Annotated in this window: 17 protein-coding genes; 4 read left to right on the top strand and 13 right to left on the bottom strand. The window is 72.2% G+C overall.

Annotated elements, in window-relative coordinates; genetic code table 11:
• Nucleotides 1-23: 23 nt before the first annotated feature.
• From JIX56_RS37800 to infC, 10 genes are all read right to left on the bottom strand, one after another.
• Nucleotides 24-569, bottom strand: a complete 546-nt coding sequence (locus JIX56_RS37800; protein ID WP_257547409.1) for an NUDIX domain-containing protein — start codon at nt 567-569, stop codon at nt 24-26.
• Between the two features lie 98 nt (nt 570-667).
• Complete coding sequence (locus tag JIX56_RS37795) at nt 668-2,008, bottom strand: transcriptional regulator (protein ID WP_257547407.1); 1,341 nt, start codon at nt 2,006-2,008, stop codon at nt 668-670.
• A 104-nt stretch (nt 2,009-2,112) separates the two neighbouring features.
• Nucleotides 2,113-3,198, bottom strand: a complete 1,086-nt coding sequence (locus JIX56_RS37790) for a PP2C family protein-serine/threonine phosphatase (protein ID WP_443031938.1) — start codon at nt 3,196-3,198, stop codon at nt 2,113-2,115.
• Nucleotides 3,199-3,485: 287 nt separating this feature from the next.
• Nucleotides 3,486-6,005, bottom strand: a complete 2,520-nt coding sequence (pheT, locus tag JIX56_RS37785) for a phenylalanine--tRNA ligase subunit beta (RefSeq protein WP_257547403.1) — start codon at nt 6,003-6,005, stop codon at nt 3,486-3,488.
• A complete protein-coding gene (gene pheS, locus JIX56_RS37780) occupies nt 6,005-7,126 on the bottom strand; it encodes a phenylalanine--tRNA ligase subunit alpha (RefSeq protein WP_257547402.1) in 1,122 nt (373 codons plus the stop codon). The genes pheT and pheS overlap by 1 nt, the downstream gene beginning before the upstream one ends.
• Nucleotides 7,127-7,262: 136 nt before the next feature.
• Entirely contained in the window at nt 7,263-8,399 is a 1,137-nt protein-coding gene (locus JIX56_RS37775; RefSeq protein WP_257547400.1) for a sensor histidine kinase, read from the bottom strand.
• 53 nt (nt 8,400-8,452) lie between these two features.
• Complete coding sequence (locus JIX56_RS37770) at nt 8,453-9,298, bottom strand: TrmH family RNA methyltransferase (protein ID WP_257547398.1); 846 nt, start codon at nt 9,296-9,298, stop codon at nt 8,453-8,455.
• Between the two features lie 322 nt (nt 9,299-9,620).
• Nucleotides 9,621-10,004, bottom strand: coding sequence for a 50S ribosomal protein L20 (gene rplT, locus JIX56_RS37765; RefSeq protein ID WP_257547396.1), 384 nt, complete (start codon nt 10,002-10,004; stop codon nt 9,621-9,623).
• Between the two features lie 114 nt (nt 10,005-10,118).
• Nucleotides 10,119-10,313, bottom strand: coding sequence for a 50S ribosomal protein L35 (gene rpmI / locus JIX56_RS37760; protein ID WP_003977225.1), 195 nt, complete (start codon nt 10,311-10,313; stop codon nt 10,119-10,121).
• Nucleotides 10,314-10,445: 132 nt separating this feature from the next.
• On the bottom strand, nt 10,446-11,150 hold the full coding sequence (infC, locus tag JIX56_RS37755; protein ID WP_257551337.1) for a translation initiation factor IF-3: 705 nt from the start codon (nt 11,148-11,150) through the stop codon (nt 10,446-10,448).
• 369 nt (nt 11,151-11,519) lie between these two features.
• Between infC and JIX56_RS37750 the strand changes: the two genes are divergently transcribed.
• Nucleotides 11,520-11,876, top strand: coding sequence for a DUF1844 domain-containing protein (locus tag JIX56_RS37750; RefSeq protein ID WP_257547394.1), 357 nt, complete (start codon nt 11,520-11,522; stop codon nt 11,874-11,876).
• Between the two features lie 40 nt (nt 11,877-11,916).
• Here JIX56_RS37750 and JIX56_RS37745 read toward each other — a convergent pair whose 3' ends face one another.
• On the bottom strand, nt 11,917-12,648 hold the full coding sequence (locus JIX56_RS37745; protein ID WP_257547392.1) for an SseB family protein: 732 nt from the start codon (nt 12,646-12,648) through the stop codon (nt 11,917-11,919).
• A gap of 149 nt (nt 12,649-12,797) precedes the next feature.
• Between JIX56_RS37745 and JIX56_RS37740 the strand changes: the two genes are divergently transcribed.
• Complete coding sequence (locus JIX56_RS37740) at nt 12,798-13,841, top strand: class A beta-lactamase-related serine hydrolase (RefSeq protein ID WP_257547391.1); 1,044 nt, start codon at nt 12,798-12,800, stop codon at nt 13,839-13,841.
• Nucleotides 13,842-13,955: 114 nt separating this feature from the next.
• On the opposite strand, the gene mycP is transcribed toward JIX56_RS37740, so the two are convergent.
• Both mycP and JIX56_RS37730 read right to left on the bottom strand, forming a co-directional pair.
• Nucleotides 13,956-15,200, bottom strand: coding sequence for a type VII secretion-associated serine protease mycosin (mycP, locus tag JIX56_RS37735; RefSeq protein WP_443031937.1), 1,245 nt, complete (start codon nt 15,198-15,200; stop codon nt 13,956-13,958).
• A gap of 98 nt (nt 15,201-15,298) precedes the next feature.
• Entirely contained in the window at nt 15,299-16,291 is a 993-nt protein-coding gene (locus JIX56_RS37730; RefSeq protein ID WP_257547389.1) for a hypothetical protein, read from the bottom strand.
• Nucleotides 16,292-16,616: 325 nt separating this feature from the next.
• Between JIX56_RS37730 and JIX56_RS37725 the strand changes: the two genes are divergently transcribed.
• Together JIX56_RS37725 and JIX56_RS37720 are read left to right on the top strand one after the other, a co-directional pair.
• On the top strand, nt 16,617-17,042 hold the full coding sequence (locus JIX56_RS37725; protein ID WP_257547387.1) for a hypothetical protein: 426 nt from the start codon (nt 16,617-16,619) through the stop codon (nt 17,040-17,042).
• Nucleotides 17,043-18,020: 978 nt separating this feature from the next.
• Nucleotides 18,021-19,223, top strand: a complete 1,203-nt coding sequence (locus tag JIX56_RS37720; RefSeq protein ID WP_257547385.1) for an amino acid deaminase/aldolase — start codon at nt 18,021-18,023, stop codon at nt 19,221-19,223.
• Nucleotides 19,224-19,246 lie beyond the last annotated feature (23 nt).

Below are 19,246 nucleotides of genomic sequence, written 5' to 3'. Positions count from 1 at the left end.
CCGGGCGGGACGCGACGGGGGGTTCAGGGCTTGGCGTCCTGCCCGAGCCTGAGGTGGTGCAGCAGGAGCAGTGCGGCCGCCATGGTGGCGGCCGGGACCTCGCCGCGGGCGACCATGTCGGGAACGAGCTTGAGGGGAACCCATTCCCGACGGTCCGACTCGAAGTCGTCCACGGGGTGACCGACATACGCGCCCTCGTCGGCCCAGTAGATGTGGTGCCGGGCGTCGGTGAGCCCGTTGGAGGGCTCGACGCTCATCAGGTGGTGCAGGGGTCCCGGCCGCCATCCGGTCTCCTCCTCCAGTTCACGGGCGGCCGCCTCGGCGATGGCCTCGCCGTCCTCGACGACGCCCGCCGCGAGCTCCCACCCCCAGCTGTCGGTGATGAAGCGATGCCGCCACAGGAGCAGTACCTCGTTGGACTCGTTGATCACGGTGGCCACGGCGACGGGCCGCAGCCGTATGAGGAAGTGATCGAGGTGCCGCCCGTCCGGCAACGCCACATCTGCGAGATTGACGCTGAACCAGCGGTTCCAGTACACAGTTTGTTCGCTCTGTTTCGTCCACTGCACGGTTCTGCCACCTTCCGCCGAGTAAGTGGCAATATCGCAGCAGAAGCTTGGTGACAGCAGGCGCACAGCCGGTGCACGGCCGCGCCCCGCGGACGGTGTCAGAGCGGTACGCGCAGTGCTCCGTCGATGAGGTCGGCTGCTTCGGCGGTCCCCGCGCAACCGCTGCGCACGAGGTGCTCGCGTACGGCCCGCAGTCTGTCGCGCAGGCGCATGGACTCCATTCCCCGCGCCCGCTCGGCCATTTCCAGTGCGGTGGGCACCGCCTTGTCCGCGTTGCCCTGCCGCAGTTCGATCTGGGTGAGCATCGCGAGCCGGTGCACGCGTCCCCGGTCGTGCGCCGGGGTGTCGACGGCTGCCGCGGCGTGCTCCGCCGCGGCCGTCAGGTCGCCGAGGCTGAGCAGCGCCTCCGCCACCTGTACGTTGACCAGGCCGGGCTGGACATAGCCTGTCTCGTCGGGTTCGTAGCCGCGCCGGATGCGCTCGGCGGCCTGCTCGGCCCGCCTGATGCAGGACAGCGCGCTCGTGCCGTCGCCCAGGTGCGCGTACGCCTTGGCCTGCATCGCGTACAGGTCGGAGGCGAGCGCCGGGGTGATGTGCTTGCCGGCGGTCCGCAGCGCCGCCTCGGCGAAGGCGACGGCCTGCCGGTACTCCCTCATGAACAGCGACTGGTTGACAAGGAGCGCGATGACATAAGCACCCAGCCCTCGGTCCCCGCTGGCCTTCGCCAGCCGCAGCGCCTGGTGGAAGTACCGCTGGGCGAGCCCGTGGGCGTCGGAGTCGTAGGCACAGATCCCGGCGACCGCCACCAACCCCCCGGTGGCGCGGTGCAGTTGGCGGCCGGTGGCGTCGGTGTAGCTGCCGCGCAGCAGGGGCGCGGCCTCCGCGTTGAGGAACCCGACGATCCGGCTCCGCGTCGCGACGCCGCCCGCCTTGCGGTACATCTGCTCGTAGTGGGTGCGGGCCGCGCGCAGCATGTCGATGTCGGCCATGCTGACGTGATGCCGCCCGCCGCGCGAGACGTCGACGTCCTCCGGCGGGTTCTCCCACTCCCATACGGGCATCACGGCGGGCGTCCCGGTGACGGCGGGGGCACCGAGGACATGCGGGCGCTGCTGTTCGTCGGAGCGCCACAGGGCGGTGGCGCGCTCCACGAAACCGGAGAGGCCGGCGCCGTGCGGGGAGGTCGCCCCGCCCGGGACACCGAGCCCGATGTCGTCGAGGGTGACCGTCCGGTGCAGCCGTCCGGCGAGCACCTCGCAGATCAGGTCGGGCACCTGGCCGCGTGGCCGCTGCCCCTTCAACCACCGTGCCACGGCGGTGTGTTCGTATCTCAGCGCCAGCCCACGGGCCCGACCCGCCTGGTTGACGTGCGCGGCGAGCCCGGCGTGGGAGATACCGGCCTCGTCGAGGATCGCGTCGAGCAGGGTGTTGGGCTGCATGGAGGCCCTCCGGTGGCTCGGTGCCGGCGCTGGCAGCGTAGCGCTTCCCCTTTCACACGGGGTGTGAAGCGAATGCGGTTGCCCTGCCGGGGGAACGGGGGCGACTAAGGGGTGGGGGCTACGGGTGGGTTGTCGACTGCGGGTACATGGTGGCTTGTCGCGCAGTTCCCCGCGCCCCTGAAAGCGAGTGCACGCTCGTTGCGAAGTACCAGTATCGCGATGTCGTCCTTGGGCCTTCCCCCTGTGTGGCGCAGGAGTTGGGTGAAGACGGCCCGGAGTACGGACTGGGGGGAGATGGGGCGACTTCGTACGGCTCCCGCCAGGGCGCCCGCCAAGGGGAAGAAACGGCCCTGCGTGTCCCTCGCGTCCTCCACCCCGTCCGTGTGGAGGAACAGGGCCTCGCCCGGGAGGAGTTGGCCGCACGGCGTGATCGGCAGCTCGCCGGGGAGGGGAAAGGCGCCCAGCGGGGGCATGGGGTCGGCGCGTGCCAGCAGCTCCGCTCGACCGGCGCTCAGCAGATACGGCCAGGGATGGCCGCAGTTGAGGGCGTGGAGTTCGCCGTCGGGGGCGATCTCCAGGAGGAGGACGGTCACGAAGTCCTCGGTGTCGTCGGCGCGGTCGCGGAGGTGGCGGGCGAGGGCACGGTCGAGGCGCGCGAGGACGCCGGCGAGTTCGGCCTCGTCGTGGACGGCCTCGCGGAAGCTGCCGAGTACGGCGGCGACGGTGCCGATGGCGCCGAGACCGTGACCGCGTACGTCGCCCATCACCACCCGTACGCCGTGTTCGGTGGCGATCACCTCGTACAGGTCACCGCCGACGCTCGCGCCGCGGTCGGCGGAGAGCTGCGCGGCGGCGGTGGCCAGTCCGTCGATCCGCGCGGGCAGCGGCCTGAGCAGCACGCTCTGCGCGGCGCCCGCGACCGCGCGGGCCTGCCGCACTTCCCGCAGCATCACCTGTCTGACGTGCAGCAGCAGCCCGGTGCCGACCGTGAAGAACACGGCGCTACTGGCGATCCGGGCACCGAGCCCGTCCTGCCGCGCCGGCGGACAGACCCACTTGTATGTGATCGCCGTCGCGCCCCAGACCGCCGGCAACCCCAACGCCAGCGCCCTCCGGACGGACCGGCGGTCGGAAAGGCGACGCCCCCGGGACCATGCCCGACAAGGAGCCCCAGCCCTGATTCGAATCATGCCGTTGGCCCCCCATCAGGCCCGGACAGCGCGTAAGACCCCGAAAGGCCGGTCCGATTCTGTCGACCGCATGCCCCTATCGGCCAGATCGCCAGAGATTGTCACCCAAATGAGTGAGGTGGCTCCGGGGACCCGCGATGGGGGCCGGGGGGGGGACGCTCGATGGGGGCCGGGGGGGACGCTCGATGGGGGCGCAGCCCCCAATCGAGGGGCGCGGGGAACTGCGCGACCAGCCACGAACCACCCGCGGCCGCCAGAAAACCGCAGCTCCCCGCCCCTTGGGCGCCCTAGCTCCGCAGAACCGCTCCCGTACGCTCGCCCGCGAGGGCGACCGCCGCATCCCGAGCCGCCGACGCCTCGTCGACGGTGAGCGTGCGGTCCCCGGCCCTGAAGCGGAGCGCGTACGCCAGTGACTTCCGCCCGTCGCCCAGCTGCTCCGCGTTCTCGTAGACGTCGAACAGCCGGATGCCCTCAAGGAGTTCACCCGCGCCCTCACGCAGCGCGGCCTCCACCTCGGCGTGCGGCACAAACGTGTCGACCACGAGCGCGACATCCTGCGTGGCGACGGGGAACGAGGAGATGCTCGGCGCCAGCGGGGTGCTGTCCCCCACCTGCTCCAGGGCGTCCAGGTCGATCTCCATCGCGGCGGTACGGGCCGGCAGCCCGAGCGCCTTGACCACACGCGGGTGCAGCTCACCGGCGTGCCCGACGACCCGCTCGGTGTCACCGTCGACGACCACGAACTCGGCACAGCGGCCCGGGTGCCACGGGCCGTACTGCCCCTGGCGGACGATCAGCTCAGCACCGGCCTCGCGCGCGACCGAGCGCCCCGCCTCGACCGTGTCGGCCCAGTCGGCGGCGCGGCCCTTGCCCCACCAGCCGGCCTGCTCGCGGGCCCCGGCGAGGACGACGGCGACGTGGCGCGGCTGCTCGGGCAGCGCGGCGTTCAGCGTCGCGATCTCCTCGTCGGTGGGCCGGCGGTCGACCGGCAGTGCCACGGCGACGCTCTGCTCCTCACGCGGGAGGAAGACCAGGCCGGTCTCGAACAGGGCCAGGTCGTGCGAGCCCCTGCCGTCGTTGCGCCGCAGGGCGCCCAGCAGGCCCGGCAGCAGCGACGTGCGGAGCGCGGGCTCCTCGTCGTTGAGCGGGTTGGTGAGCTTGACGACGCGGCGGGCCGGGTCGTCGGCGTCCAGACCGAGCTGGTCGAAGACCTGCTCGCCGATGAACGGGTAGTTGGGCGCCTCGACGTACCCGGCGCCGGCCAGTGCCCGGCCGACCCGGCGGTGCAGCCGCTGCCGCCGGGTGAGACCGCGGCCCGCCGGGGGCCTGGGCAGCGTGGAGGGCAGGTTCTCGTAGCCCTCGAGCCGGATGACCTCTTCGGCCAGGTCGTTCGGGTCGGTGAGGTCGGGCCGCCAGGACGGCACGGTGACGATCAGTTCGTCCTGCCCGTACACGTCGCAGCCGACCTCCTGGAGGCGGCGTACGACGGTCTCGCGGCCGTAGGTGACGCCCGCGACCTTGTCCGGGTGGTCCGCCGGGATCGTGATCGTGCGGGGCGCGGACGGGGCGATCACCTCGGTGACGCCCGCGTCGGCGGTGCCGCCCGCGAGAAGCACCAGCAGGTCGACGGTGCGCTGGGCGGCGGCGGCCGCCGCCAGCGGGTCGACGCCACGCTCGAAGCGGCGGGACGCCTCCGACGACAGCTTGTGCCGGCGGGCCGTGCGCGCGATGGCGACCTGGTCGAAGTGGGCGGCCTCGATGACGACGTCGGTGGAGGCGTTCGCCCCGTTCTCGGCGTCGTGGTCGGCGATCTCCGTGTTGGCGCCGCCCATGACACCGGCGAGACCGATGGGGCCGCGCTCGTCGGTGATCACCAGGTCCTCGGCGTGCAGGGTGCGCGTGACACCGTCGAGGGTGACGATCTTCTCGCCCTCCTCTGCCCGGCGGACCCCGATCGTGCCCTGGACGAGGGAGCGGTCGTAGGCGTGCAGCGGCTGGCCCAGCTCCATCATCACGTAGTTGGTGATGTCGACGGCGAGGGAGATCGGGCGCATGCCGACCTTCTGCAGCCGGCGCTTGAGCCAGAGCGGGGAGCGCGCCTCCGGGTCGAGACCGGTGACGGTGCGGGCGGTGAAGCGGTCGCAGCCGAGGGGGTCGGAGACCTGGACGGGGTGGCCGAACGCGTTGGGGCCCGGTACGTCGAGGAGCGCCGGGTCGCGCAGCGGCAGGCCGTAGGCGATGGCGGTCTCGCGGGCGACGCCGCGCAGGGAGAGGCAGTAGCCGCGGTCGGGTGTGACGGCGATGTCGAGGACCTCGTCGACCAGCTCGAGGAGCTCGATCGCGTCCTTGCCGACCTCGGTCTCCGGGGGCAGCACGATGATGCCCTTGGTGCCGTCGTCGCCCATGCCCAGCTCGTCGCTGGAGCAGATCATGCCGTGCGAGTTGCGGCCGTAGGTCTTGCGGGCGGAGATCGCGAAGCCGCCGGGCAGTTCGGCGCCGGGGAGGACGACCACGACCTTGTCGCCGACCGCGAAGTTGCGGGCGCCGCAGACGATCTCCTGGGGCTCACCGGTGCCGTTGGCGGTGCCGACGTCGACGGTGCAGAAGCGGATCGGCTTCTTGAACTCCGTCAGCTCCTCGATGGTCAGCACCTGACCGACGACGAGGGGGCCCTTGAGGCCGTCGCCGAGCTGCTCGACCGTCTCGACCTCGAGGCCGGCCGAAATGAGTTTGGCCTGGACGTCACGGCCGGTCTCGGTGGCCGGCAGGTCGACGTACTCCCGCAGCCAGGAAAGCGGGACCCGCATCAGATCTCCATCCCGAACGGCCGGGTGAACCGGACGTCACCCTCGACCATGTCTCGCATGTCTTCGACGTTGTGGCGGAACATCAGCATCCGCTCGATGCCGAACCCGAAGGCGAATCCGCTGTACTTCTCGGGGTCGACGCCGCAGGCGGTGAGGACCCGCGGGTTGACCATGCCGCAGCCGCCCAGCTCGATCCAGCCCTCGCTGGAGCAGGTGCGGCAGGCGCGGTCGGGGTTGCCGACGGAGGTGCCCTTGCAGACGTAGCAGAGCATGTCCATCTCGGCGGACGGCTCGGTGAACGGGAAGAAGTTCGGCCGGAGCCGGGTCTTCATGCCCTCGCCGAACAGCGCCTGGACCATGTGGTCCATCGTGCCCTTGAGGTCGGCCATGGTGAGGCCCTCGTCGACGGCCAGCAGCTCGACCTGGCGGAAGACCGGGGTGTGCGTGGCATCCAGCTCGTCGGTGCGGTAGACGACGCCGGGACAGATCACGTACACCGGCAGCTCGCGGTCGAGCAGGGAGCGGATCTGCACGGGCGAGGTGTGGGTGCGCAGGACGACTCCGGATTCGGTGCCGCCCTCGGGACCCTGCACGAAGAAGGTGTCGGCCTCGCCGCGGGCCGGGTGGTCCGGGCCGATGTTGAGGGCGTCGAAGTTGAACCACTCGGCCTCGACCTGCGGGCCCTCGGCGACCTCGTAGCCCATGGCCACGAAGATGTCCTCGATGCGCTCCGACAGCGTGGTGAGCGGGTGGCGTGCGCCGGCCGGTACGCGGTCGTAGGGCAGCGTGACGTCCACGGCCTCCTCGACCAGCACCCGGGTGTCGCGCTCGGCCTCCAGCTCGGTCTGGCGGGCGGCGAGGCCCTTGTTCACCGCGCCTCGGGCCTGGCCGACGAGCTTGCCGGCGGCGGCCTTGGCGTGCGGGGGCAGGGCGCCGATCTCGCGGTTGGCGAGGGCCAGCGGGGAGGTGCCCCCGGTGTGGGCGACCTTGGCCTCCTGGAGCGCGTCGAGGGAGTCCGCGGCGGCGAAGGCGGCGAGCGCCTCGTCCCGCATGCGCTCGATCTCTTCCGGTTTCAACGCCTCGACCTCTACAGGGTCGTACGACTTATTCGGTGCCGACATCTCTTCCCGTGCTTCCGATTGGCTGGCTGAAGGTCCCCGTACCGACTCGTGGACAGATCGTCACGGTTTTTGGGACACAAAGGTGCCAAAGGCCGAGTCTAACGGGGTTGAGGTGTTCGAATGCGCCCGTGGTGCGCTAGGCCAGATAGGCCGGGGCCGCCACGGGCAACGTAAATCGGAACTCGGCGCCGCCGCCGGAGGCGCGTCCGACCGTGATGGTGCCGCCGTGGGCTTCGACGATGCCCTTGACGATGTACAGCCCGAGGCCCGTGCCGCCGCGCTTGCTGCCCCGCCAGAAGCGGGTGAAGACGCGGTTCATGGACTCCTCCGGGATGCCGGCGCCCTCGTCGCTCACGGTGACCGACGTCCCGGTGTCCTCTCCCTCCCGGGGGGACACGGCGGGCGTGACGTCAATCGTGACGGTTCCCTCGCCGTGCCGCACCGCATTTTCGAGGAGATTGCTCAGCACCTGGTCGATCTTGTCCGGGTCGGCCCACAGATCGGGCAGCGGCTGCTCGATCCGCAGCAGGAACCGGTCGGCGGGCTGTCCCGCGGCGACGTACGCCTGGATGTGGCGTCCGACGGCCGCGCCGATGTCGACGGGCTGCCGCCGCACTTCGAGCCGCCCCGAGTCGATCCGCGAGATGTCGAGCAGCTCGGCGATGAGCCGTGTCACCCGATTGGCATCGGCGTCGACGGTCTCCAGCATCAGCTTCTTCTGGTCGTCGGTGAACCGCTCCCACTTGGCGAGCAGCGTCGCCGTGAACCCCTTGACCGACGTCAGCGGCGAGCGCAGTTCATGGGCCACCGTGGCGATCAGTTCGGCGTGGCTGCGCTCGGTGCGGCGCCGGGCCTCGGTGTCACGGAGGGAGACGACGACCCGGCGGACGGGTCCGGTGGGCTCCGTACGGATGTAGCGGGCCGAGACGAGGATCTCGCGTGCCCCGGGCAGGAGCAGGTTCCGCTCGGGCTGTCCGACGCGGATCGCGAGTCCCCCGTACGGGTCGGTCAGCTGCCACCAGCGGCGGCCTTCGAGGTCTTCTAATGGGAGGGCCCGTTCGAGGGGGCGGCCGAGGGCGTCGGCGGCGGCGGTGGCGGTGATCCGGGCGGCGGCCGCGTTGAAGCAGATCACGCGGCCGTTCTCGTCGGCCACGACCAGTCCGTCGGGCAGGTCGTCGGGGTCGATGCCGAGCTCGGCGAGATCACCGTGCCGGGCCGCGGATGTGGCGAGCACGTCCCGTGCCACCGGTGTGCTGCTCGTGCCGACCCTCATCCCCGTACCCCACCTCTCGCGTTGTGCAGTGGGCCCCCGAGCCCGTCACCCTACTAGCTGGGAGTGACGGTGCGGCACCCTCCGAAGGCGCGCTGTGCACGGGCGGACGCGTAGAGACATACGGCGGCGGCGGTCGCCAGGTTCAGGCTCTCCGCCTTTCCGTGGATGGGCACGCGGACGACGGCGTCGGCCAGCCCTCGCGTCTCCTCCGGCAGCCCCCACGCCTCGTTCCCGAACACCCAGGCCGTGGGCCCGCCCATGGTCCCCTTGTCCAGCTCGGCGTCGAGATCGTCCTCCCCCGCCCCGTCGGCGGCGAGAATCCGCACCCCGGCGCTCCTGAGCCCGGCCACGGCCGCCTCGACCGGCACGCCCACGGCGACCGGCAGATGGAACAGCGACCCGACGGATGCCCGCACGGCCTTGGGGTTGTAGAGGTCCACGGAGGCGTCGGTGAGCACGACGGCCTCCGCCCCGGCCGCGTCGGCACACCGCAGGACAGTGCCGGCGTTCCCGGGGTCACGGACGTGCGCGAGCACGGCGACGAGCTTGGGCCGGCTCTTCAGGATCTCCTCGAAGGGGGTGTCGAGGAACCGGCAGATCCCGACGAGGCCCTGTGGGGTGACCGTGGTGGAGATGTCGGCGATGACCGCCTCGTCGGCGAGGTGCACGCGCGCGCCGACGGCCCGGGCCTCCCCCACGATGTCGGCGTACCGCTCCGCGGCCTCGACCGTGGCGAACAGCTCGACCAAGGTGTCCGCGTGCCCGGCGGCCTCCCGCACGGCCTGCGGCCCCTCCGCCAGGAACAGACGCTCCTTCCCCCTGAAGTTCCGCTTCGCGAGCCGCCGCGCGGCGGAGACACGGGCGGAACGGGGGGAGAGCAACTCGGGGGCGGGGGGCATGGGTCACCTTTTGCGTCGGGCGGGGGATGGATGGGCGCCTAAGAGCTCGGGGGTTCCGTTGACTGGCGAGTGCGGGCGGGTGGGGGCTGATCGCGCAGTTCCCCGCGCCCCTGGAAGCCCAGGCCCTGCAGGCCTGGAAGACGACGGTTGCTGCGGGCCGAAAAGCACGGGGCGCAGCCCCTGCTTTTCAGGGGCGCGGGGAACTGCGCGAGAACCCCCACCGAACCCGCACCCGACAACGCACCCAAAAAACCCGGGCCCGCAGGCAGCGAACACCTGCGGGCCCGGGTCACACCACACACGGCTCAAGCCAGCGCGAGCGTCACGCCGCCTTGGGCGCGTTCACGTCCGCCGGCAGTGCCTTCTGAGCCACCTCGACCAGCGCGGCGAAAGCCGCGGCGTCGTTGACGGCCAGCTCGGCGAGGATCTTGCGGTCGACCTCGATGTTCGCGGCCTTCAGACCCTGGATGAGGCGGTTGTACGTCATGCCGTTGGCGCGGGCAGCGGCGTTGATGCGCTGGATCCACAGCTGACGGAAGTCGCCCTTGCGCTTCTTGCGGTCGTTGTAGTTGTAGACCAGCGAGTGGGTGACCTGCTCCTTGGCCTTGCGGTACAGGCGCGAACGCTGACCGCGGTAGCCGGAGGCCTGCTCGAGGATCGCCCGGCGCTTCTTGTGGGCGTTGACTGCCCGCTTGACGCGTGCCACTTGTTTAACTCCTTGTAGCGGGGCCGTGGGTGTCGTCACACGGCCCGGAAACGATTGGGTCCCGGTCCAGACGTACGGCGCGCAGCGATCGACGGACGATCAGGCGCCGCTTCGTCACTTGCCGAGAAGCTTCTTGATCTTCGCGGCGTCGCCCGGGGCCATCTCGGCGTTGCCGGTGAGGCGACGCGTCACGCGGGACGACTTGTGCTCGAGCAGGTGGCGCTTGCCGGCACGCTCACGGAGCACCTTGCCGGAGCCGGTGATCTTGAAGCGCTTGCTGGCACCGCTGTGCGACTTGTTCTTCGGCATAGCGCCGTTCTCTCCTCGTCAGTGGCGTTCCGGTGCCCGGTCGCTAAACCGGGCACGACGGAACGTCATTTCTATCGGTTGACACCCTGGACTCGCCGTCCAGGGCTTCCCCCGGACTCGCGTCCCGGGGACTTACGCCTCGGCAGGCTCCTCGGCCGGCGCCTCGACATCGACCACGTCGGAGTCGACAGCATCGGGGTCGGAGTCGGAGTCGGCGGCGTTCTGCGACTTGCCAGGGTTGGCCTTCGCTTCCGCCTTCCGGGCCTCCTGCGCCTGGCGGGCCTCGGCCATCGCCTCGGTCTTCTTCTTGTGCGGGCCGAGAACCATGATCATGTTTCGGCCGTCCTGCTTCGGGTTCGACTCGACGAACCCGAGGTCCTCGACGTCCGAAGCGAGACGCTGCAGCAGTCGGTAGCCCAGCTCGGGGCGGGACTGCTCGCGACCGCGGAACATGATCGTGATCTTGACCTTGTCGCCCTGCTTGAGGAACCGGACGACGTGACCCTTTTTGGTGTCGTAGTCGTGCGGGTCGATCTTCGGCCGGAGCTTCATTTCCTTGATGACCGTGTGCGCCTGGTTCTTGCGCGCCTCACGAGCCTTCATGGCCGACTCGTACTTGAACTTCCCGTAGTCCATGAGCTTGCAGACCGGGGGACGCGCACTCGCGGCCACCTCGACCAGGTCGAGGTCGTACTCCTGCGCAAGCTCCAGGGCCTTGGCAAGCGGAACAATCCCGACCTGCTCGCCGCTGGGACCGACAAGTCGCACTTCGGGAACGCGAATCCGGTCGTTGATGCGGGGCTCGGTGCTGATGGATCCTCCTCGGTAGCACCACACGCCGGTCTGGCGGACCGCCGTGTTATGTCTGGTTGACATATGACCAACCATCAGGAGCCATGAAAAATGCCCCGACGGGACACAGGCGGGGCTCCATGTACTGCCGGAGCACCGCCGCGGGTGTGCCGCGGGGCGCAATCTCGGACGACTCCACCGTCCGTACGGAACGGTGGGGGCCGTCTGACCGGGTGACCTGCCGTCCCGGAGGACAGTCAGGTGGGAGTTCGGAGCCTCCACTTGCGGGCCGGACACGCAGGTGTCCAGCCGGTCGTAGCCACAACCATACCGGGTTGAAACCTGACGTGCCAATCGGGGTGCGGCGGACTCCCGCAGGCCGGGGCGTACGTGCCGGGGCCTATCGTGTGGGGCATGAGTGAGACCCCTCCTGAGAACCCCGACTTCGACTCGATGACCCGCGACATCGCCGAGGTCCCCGCGGTCGAGGTGATCGTGACGGTCGCCGTCAACCTGATGAGCGCCGCCGCGGTGAAGCTCGGCCTGACGGAGGAGGGCGACAAGTACAAGGACCTGGACGAGGCCCGCAAGCTGGTGCACGCCCTCGCCGGTCTGCTGGACGCCTCCGCGACCGAGATCAGCTCCTTCCACGCGGCCCCGCTGCGCGACGGTCTGAAGTCGCTGCAGCTGGCGTTCCGCGAGACGTCGCTCGTCCCGGACGAGCCGGGCCAGGGGCCGGGCGAGAAGTACACGGGCCCGATCTACGGCTAGGCCCTCGATCCCCTCATCCCGCTCACCGACGTACGTGCTTTCACCGGCGTACGTACAAGGGCTCGCCCGGTGGCGTCGCCCCGGCCGGCAGCAGTGCCAGGTCGAGGCCGCGTACCAGGCGGGCCCGCAGTGTTTCGTCGGCGGCGAGCCGGCCGGCGACGGACCGCGCGGTCTCGGCCGGGCCGGCGGACGGGTCGAGGACGAGCGCGAGGGTGCCGTCGGCCTGTCCGGGGCCGAGGTGGGCGCGGAGCACCGCCGGCTCGGCGGCGACGGCGGCGCGTACGGCGTCGAGGACGGCGGGGTCGGCGAGCGGGTCGGTGGTGGTGCGTCCCTCGGCGAGCGCGAGCAGGGCGCGGCCGGTCAGCTCGTAGGGGACGGGCCCGGCGAGGTCGAGCACGATCGTGTCGGCCTTCTCGTGCGCGGCGGCCTGCAGGGCCTGGTGCAGGGGTACGGCGACGGGGCGGGCGGCGGGGTCCCATCGGGTGAGGGAGTCGGTGGAGGTGAAGGCGGGCAGGGCCGTGCGGCCCCCGGCCTTCAGGGTGGGCACGGCCATGTCGCTGGTCTTCTCGCGGCGCAAGCCGTTCTCGTCCACCTCGACCTCGCCGAGCACGGCCACGACGGGGACGAGCAGCCGGGCGCCCTTGAGCGCCTCCAGAACGGGGCCCACGGCGGTCCGGTCCTCGGCCCAGGCGGCGAGCGCGGCGCTCAGCCGGGGGTCGGCGGAGCCGTCGTCGTCGGAGAAGCCGGGGTCGGGAATGTTCTTGTTCGCCACGGTCGTCGACCCTATCGGGGGAACTCTCCTGGGCTTTTGCCGGGCCGGAAACGTGAGCGTCACATCACTCACGGTTTTCTCAGCTTTCCCTGACAAGCATCTAACAATCGCCTAACCAAGCGCACAGCGCGGGGCAGAAGCATCGCGGCATGCCCGCACCCAGAGCCAGTCGCCGCGCCCGCCCCTCCGGGCGCCGTCCGCTCTTCCATGTCGCGCTGGCGGCCCTCTTCCTCGTCGGCGGCACCGCCTCCGGGACGGTGTACGTGAGGGCCCAGGCGCATGACGGCGGGAGTGCCGCCGTATCGTCGTCGGCGTCATCGTCGGTATCGCCCTCGGCCTCCGCTTCCACCGCGCCGGGCGCGGACGTGGTCGCTGAGGAGGCCTCGATGGAACCAGTGGCGGCGCCCGAGGTGGACCACGACGCTCTGCTCTCGGCGGCCCTGGCGGAGGTGACCGTCGAGGACGGGGCGGCGGTGTCCGTGGCCGTGCTGGACGTGGCGTCCGGGGATTCGGCCGTGTACGGGGACGCGCGGTTCGACACCGCGAGCATCGTGAAGACGAACATCCTGGCGGCGCTGCTGCTCCAGGCTCAGGACGCGGACCGGCGGCTCACCGCGCAGGAGAGGGCGTACGCCTCCGCGATGATCCGGAACAGCGACAACGCCTCGGCGACGGCCCTGTGGAAGGCCATCGGGCAGGCGGACGGCCTGGACGCCGCGAACGAGCGGTTCGGGCTGACGGGGACCGAGGGCGGCGACGGCCTGTACTGGGGCCTGACGCAGACCACGGCGGCCGATCAACTCGCCCTGCTCCAGCAGGTGTTCGGGGACGACGACACATCGAAGCTGAGTGCGGCCTCGCGGGCGTACGTCCAGGAGCTGATGGGGCGGATCGCGGCGGACCAGGACTGGGGTGTCTCGGCGGCTGCCTCCGCCTCGTCGGCATCGGCGTTCGCCCTGAAGAACGGGTGGCTGCCGCGTACGGCCACCGGGCTGTGGGTCATCAACAGCGTCGGCCGGGTCACGGTCGGCGGGCAGGAGTACCTGGTCGCGGTGGTGTCGAACGGCAACACGACGAAGGCGCAAGGGATTTCGCTGGTCGAGGCGGCGGCCCGGGCGGCCGTCTCGGTGTTCGGGGACACGGCGGGTGCCTCGGACGCCACGGTCACGGGGAGCGCGGTCACCAGCTCGTAGCCGCGGCGGGCGACCACTGGGTCGTAGCCGTCGCAGGGCGGCCACCAGCTCCTGGGCGTCGGAGGGCGGCCACCGACTCCTGGGCGTCGGAACGCTGCCCTCGGCTCCGAGGTGTCAGATGACGTACTCGTCGGGGCGGCCGCGACCGCGTCCGCGCCAGACCACCACCCCGGTGACCAGCAGGATCACGCCGAGGCCGCCCGCGGCGGGGGCGGTCCAGCCGGCGGTCGGGTCTTCCTGCTCCACCGGGTCCGGGCCGGAACCGAAGTACTTCCGGCCGTACGACGCCGACTTGAGGTCGTCGGGGACGAGTTCGCCGCCCGCCTCGATGGCGGCCGCCGGGTCGACGAAGCCGAAGCCGCGGGAGTCGTCGCGGCCGCCGACGGGGGCGTCGCGGGCGGTGTCTTCCAGGAGGCGTTTGACCTGGGCGGGGGTCAGGCCCGGGTGGGCCGCCTTGATGAGGGCGGCGGCGCCGGAGACGAAGGCCGCGGCGGCGCTGGTGCCCCAGCCCTCGTAGTACTTGCGGTCCGGGTCGGCGATGACGACGTCGACACCGGGGGCGCTGATGGTGGCGTACCAGCGGCGCGTGGAGAACGGGGCGCGGCTGCCGTCCTCGTCGACGGCGGTCACCGCGATCACGCCCGGGTAGGCCGCCGGGTACGAGATGTGGTCGCCCTTCTCGCCGCCATTGCCGGCCGAGGCGACGACGATCGAGCCCTTCTTCAGGGCGTACTGGACGGCGGCGTCCTCGGAGGGTTCCGGGTGGGCGGACTTGGAGTCGTCGCCGAGGGAGAGGTTGATGACGTCGACGCCCTGGTCGGCGGCCCAGCGGATGCCTTCGGCAAGGGCGTTGCCTCGGGTGCTGCGGGCTTTGGAGCGGGCGGAGTCGCCGTCTTCGAGGATGACGCGGACGGGGAGGATCTTCGCCTCGGGGGCGACGCCGAGGACGCCGTCGGCGTTGTTCACGCCGTGTCCGTGTCCGGCGATGATCCCCGCCATGGCGGTGCCGTGCCGGGCCCAGGAGCGGTCGCCGCGCGACGCGCCGAAGCCGACCATGTCCTTCGTCGGCAGGACGTTGCCGGTCAGGTCCGGGTGCTCGTCGTCGACGCCCGTGTCGAGGACCGCGACGGTGATGCCCGCACCCTTGGTCGTGCGCCACGCCTCCTGCGCGTGCATCGCGTCCAGCGCCCACTGCTGGTCACGGATGCCGTCGGCGTGCGCGGCGGTGGACGGCAGGAGGGCCAGGGAGGCGGCGAGGGGGACGCTGAGAAGGCCGAGGCGGGGGGCGCGGCGGCCGCGCAGGCCGCGTCGGTCACGAAGGCCATGCCGGTCGCGCAGGCCGCGCCGGCCGGCTTTCACGGCTCTTCCGGCGGCTGCTGCTGTCGCGGCCTTTCCGGTGGTCGCGGCCTTTCCGGTGGTCCCGGGTTTATCGGTGGTCGGGGCGGGTTTCTCGGCTCTCATGAAGGCTGCTCCGTGGCGGACGCGGCGGTCTTGCGCAGGCCGCGTTCGACGCGGTCGGCGAGGCCCTGGGCCTCGTGGCCGAGGCCGGACTGGGCGGGGGCCGTGGTGGCGCCGGACTTCATCGCGTCCGCGGCGGGCTGCGGGTCGGTGACGGTACGGCCGTCGGCGAAGCCCGAGACGGCGTAGACGACGACCGGGGCCTCGGTGAGGACGGAGATCGTCCAGGAGGCACGCTGGCTGTCGCCGAACCCGGCCGCGACGGTGTCCTCGGCGGCGTACGGGCGGGGCATCAGGTCGGTACGGCGGTCGAGGCCGTCCTTCTCGAAGCGGGCCTTGAGGGCGGTCATCGCGGTGGCGTCGCCCTTGGTGAACAGCAGGCCGACGGTGGTGACGTTGCTGCGGGTCGCGTCGGTGTAGGTGGCGCGCAGCAGCCGCAGGCAGCCGACGGGAGCGAGGGCCTTGCGCAGCAGCGGGTCGAAGGCGTCCGCGCAGCCGCTGTCGGGCGCGACCGCGATCCGGGTCCAGGTGCGGTCGGTGCCGCCGGGTCCGGCGCCCTCGCCCTGGAGGGTGGGCGGGAACAACTCGTCCACGGGTACGCCGTGCCACAGCTGCCCGGCCGCCGCGAAGGTGTCGCGGGAACCGTCCGACCCGGGGTCCCCGGTGAGCCAACTCCCCGCCGCCGCGCCGCCGATGAGCCCGACGCCCAGCACCACACAGGCCGCCACGGCCGCCGCACGCGCCTTGGAGGGCCTCGGCCTGCGCCGCCCGTCGTACGACTCGGGCGGCGTCCACGGCGACGTGTCCGGCTGCGCGAACGTCACGAAGGGCCGCCCGGCCGACGCCTCGAACGCGGCGTCGAGCGCTTCGGCGGACCGCCGGGAGGGGCCCGTCGGGGGCTGCCAGCCACCGGGCCGCTCGGGCGTGAGGGGACGCGGCCGGGGGGTCGACGCCGGGCCGACCTCTTCGGGCAGGGGGCTACGAAGGGGCACTGCCTGCGGCGGTACGGCACGACCGGAGGCCGGCACGCCGGTGCGGGGCGCGGACGCCCGTGGCTGCCCGGTCTCGTGGGGCGATGTGCTGCCGGGAGTGGGGCCGGAGGGGCGAGACGCCGCGCCGCCGGCAGTGGAACCGAGAGGTCGAGACGACGCGCCACCGGGAGTGGAACCGGAGGGGTGCGAAGACCCGCCGTCGGGAGTGGAATCCGTGGGGCCCGGCAACGCGCCGCCGGGAGGGGAACCGGTGGCATCACGCGACGCCATCCCGTCGGGCGTAGGGCCGGAGGGACGGGACGAACGGTCACCGGGGGTGGGGCCCGTGGAACGTGGAGATGAGCCGTCGGCGGAAAAGCCGGAGGCAGCGGAAAAGTCGGAGGCACGGGACGACCGGCTGCCGGGGATCGGGGCCGAGTCGTCGGCCCGGCCGCCCGAGGTCTGTGCGGCGCCCGTGCGCCGCCCGGCATGGCGCGCCGAGGGCGGGGCGTCGGGGAAGCGTGCCGAGGCCGGGGGCGGGGCCTCGTCCGGGAGCCGAGAGGCCGAGCGGGAGTCCGAAAAGCGTGTCGTGGCTGCCGGTGGGGCGTCCGGGAAACGGGCGGAGGCCGCCGGGGGCGGCGGGGCGGCGGGGGTGCCGCCGTTCTGGCCGACGCTACGGCGGAAGTCGGAGAAGCGCGGGTGCTCGACGCGGTGGGGGGCGGCGCCACCGTCCACGACGGAACCGCGCGAGGGGCTCTGCCCGACCGACTGACCGACGCCACGTGCAGGACTGTGCCCGGCCCCACGGTCGGAACCACGTGCGAAGCCCTCCCCGACCGACTGGCCGGAACCACGCGCAGGGCTGTGCCCGGGGCCCTGATCGGAACCACGTGGGGAGCTCTGCCCGGCTGTCTGCCGGGAGTTGTGCGAGGGGCCGCTCTGGCCGGCAGCCGGGCCGGAGCCGTGCGTACGGGAGGGCGTGGGCCCGCCCTGCCCGTCGGAACTCTGCCTGTTCTCCGTCGTGTTCGTCGCGTCGGGGCCGTAAGGCCGCCGTTGCGCGTCGCCCGCGCCCAGGTGCCGTACGTCCCGGGACCCACCCGGCGTCGATGAGGGCGCCGAGGACGGACGGGGCGGAGTGCCGGGCCGCACGGGCACACCGGCAACCGGCGGCCGCTGCGGGCGCCGTGGCACGGTCGGCCCGCCCCCGGTCGAGGGCGCGCGATCCGGTCGGGGCGGCAGAGCCGAGGAGTCCCCCACCGGGCCGGAGCCGACCGGAGGAAGCGGTCCCGGAGTGCCTGCGTCCGACCGATCCGACGCGGACTCACGCGACGGCGGCTGCGCCTGCGGATGCGGAGGGTCGCCCGGTGTCGCCGGCGACGGTTCGTGGCCCGGCGGTATCGGCGGGCGGGGTGGGGCCGGTGGGCGCGGAGGGATGGAGGCGCGGCGCGCTTCCGTGCTCATGCACCCCCCGTTTCCTCGTCCCGGGCCGACCCGGAGGTCGTCCGGGCGTCCGACCGCCCGTGGGGAGCGGCCGTCACGCAAACCGTGGGAGTCGCCCCGCCGACGGCCCGCCAACACCACGGGCAAGCCATACCCGTGGCAGCGGATGTGCATCCCCGTCGAGGTCGTCCCTGCGTGCGCGTCACTCTACGGGTTGGCCCCGGTCGAACGGGAACCAGACCGCGGGACCGTGGCTTTAGCCCGGAACGTCCCCCTACCCTGCGGTAATCATGTCTGGCAGTCTTCGTTCATGACTGCGCGCGCCGCCGACCGGGCCCGGTACGACCGGGCCACAGCTCATCTCGACGCACCGTTGGCGATCGTCGACCTCGACGCCTTCGACGCGAACGCCGACGATCTCGTCCGCAGGGCCGGCGGCAAGCCGATCCGCGTCGCGAGCAAGTCCGTACGGTGCCGGGCACTCCTCGAACGCGTCCTGGCCCGTGAGGGCTTCCAGGGCATCATGTCGTTCACCCTCGCCGAGTCCCTGTGGCTGGCCCGCTCCGGGTTCGAGGACGTCCTCCTCGCCTACCCGTCGGCCGACCACGAGGCCTTCGCCGAGCTGGCGGGCGACCCCAAGCTCGCCGCGGCCGTGACCGTCATGGTCGACGACCCCGCCCAGCTCCAGCTGATCGACGGCGCCCGGCGGGGCGGCACCGAAGTGGTGCGTGTCTGCCTGGAGTTGGACACCTCGCTGAAGCTGCTCGGGGGGCGTCTGCGGGTCGGGGCCCTGCGCTCCCCGCTGCACTCCCCCACGCAGGTCGCCGACATGGCCCGCGCCGTCGCCGAGCGCCCGGGGTTCAAACTGGTCGGGATCATGGCGTACGAGGGTCATATCGCCGGTGTCGGTGACTCGGTGGCCGGGCGGCCGATCCGGTCGCGTGCCGTGCGGCTGATGCAGGCCACCGCGAAGAAGGAGCTGGCCGCGCGGCGGGCCGAAGTCGTGCGTGCCGTACGGCGGGTGGCGCCGGACCTGGAGTTCGTCAACGGCGGCGGCACGGGCAGTGTGCAGCACACGGCGGCGGAGGACGCGGTCACCGAGATCGGCGCCGGGTCGGGCCTGTACGTACCGCGGTTGTTCGACAACTACACCTCGTTCAGCGGGCGTCCGGCCGCGCTGTTCGCCATGCCCGTCGTACGGCGCCCGGGTGTCGGGGTCGTCACCGTCCTGGGCGGCGGCTATCCGGCCTCCGGCGCGCCCGGCCCCGACCGACTGCCGGTGCCGTATCTGCCGGAGGGGCTGAAGTACGACCCGCAGGAGGGCCCGGGCGAGGTGCAGACCCCGCTGCTCGGCGCGCCCGCGGACGACCTGCTGCTCGGCGACAAGGTGTGGTTCCGGCACGCCAAGGCCGGCGAGCTGTGCGAGCGGTTCGACGTGCTGCACCTGGTGGAGGGCGACGAGGTGACGGCGACCGTGCCGACGTACCGCGGCGAGGGCCACACGTTCCTGTAGCACCGGAGCCCGGGAGCCCGCTC

Source organism: Streptomyces sp. CA-210063 (assembly GCF_024612015.1).
Classification (GTDB): domain Bacteria; phylum Actinomycetota; class Actinomycetes; order Streptomycetales; family Streptomycetaceae; genus Streptomyces.
This window is presented reverse-complemented; position numbering and strand designations above follow the sequence as displayed.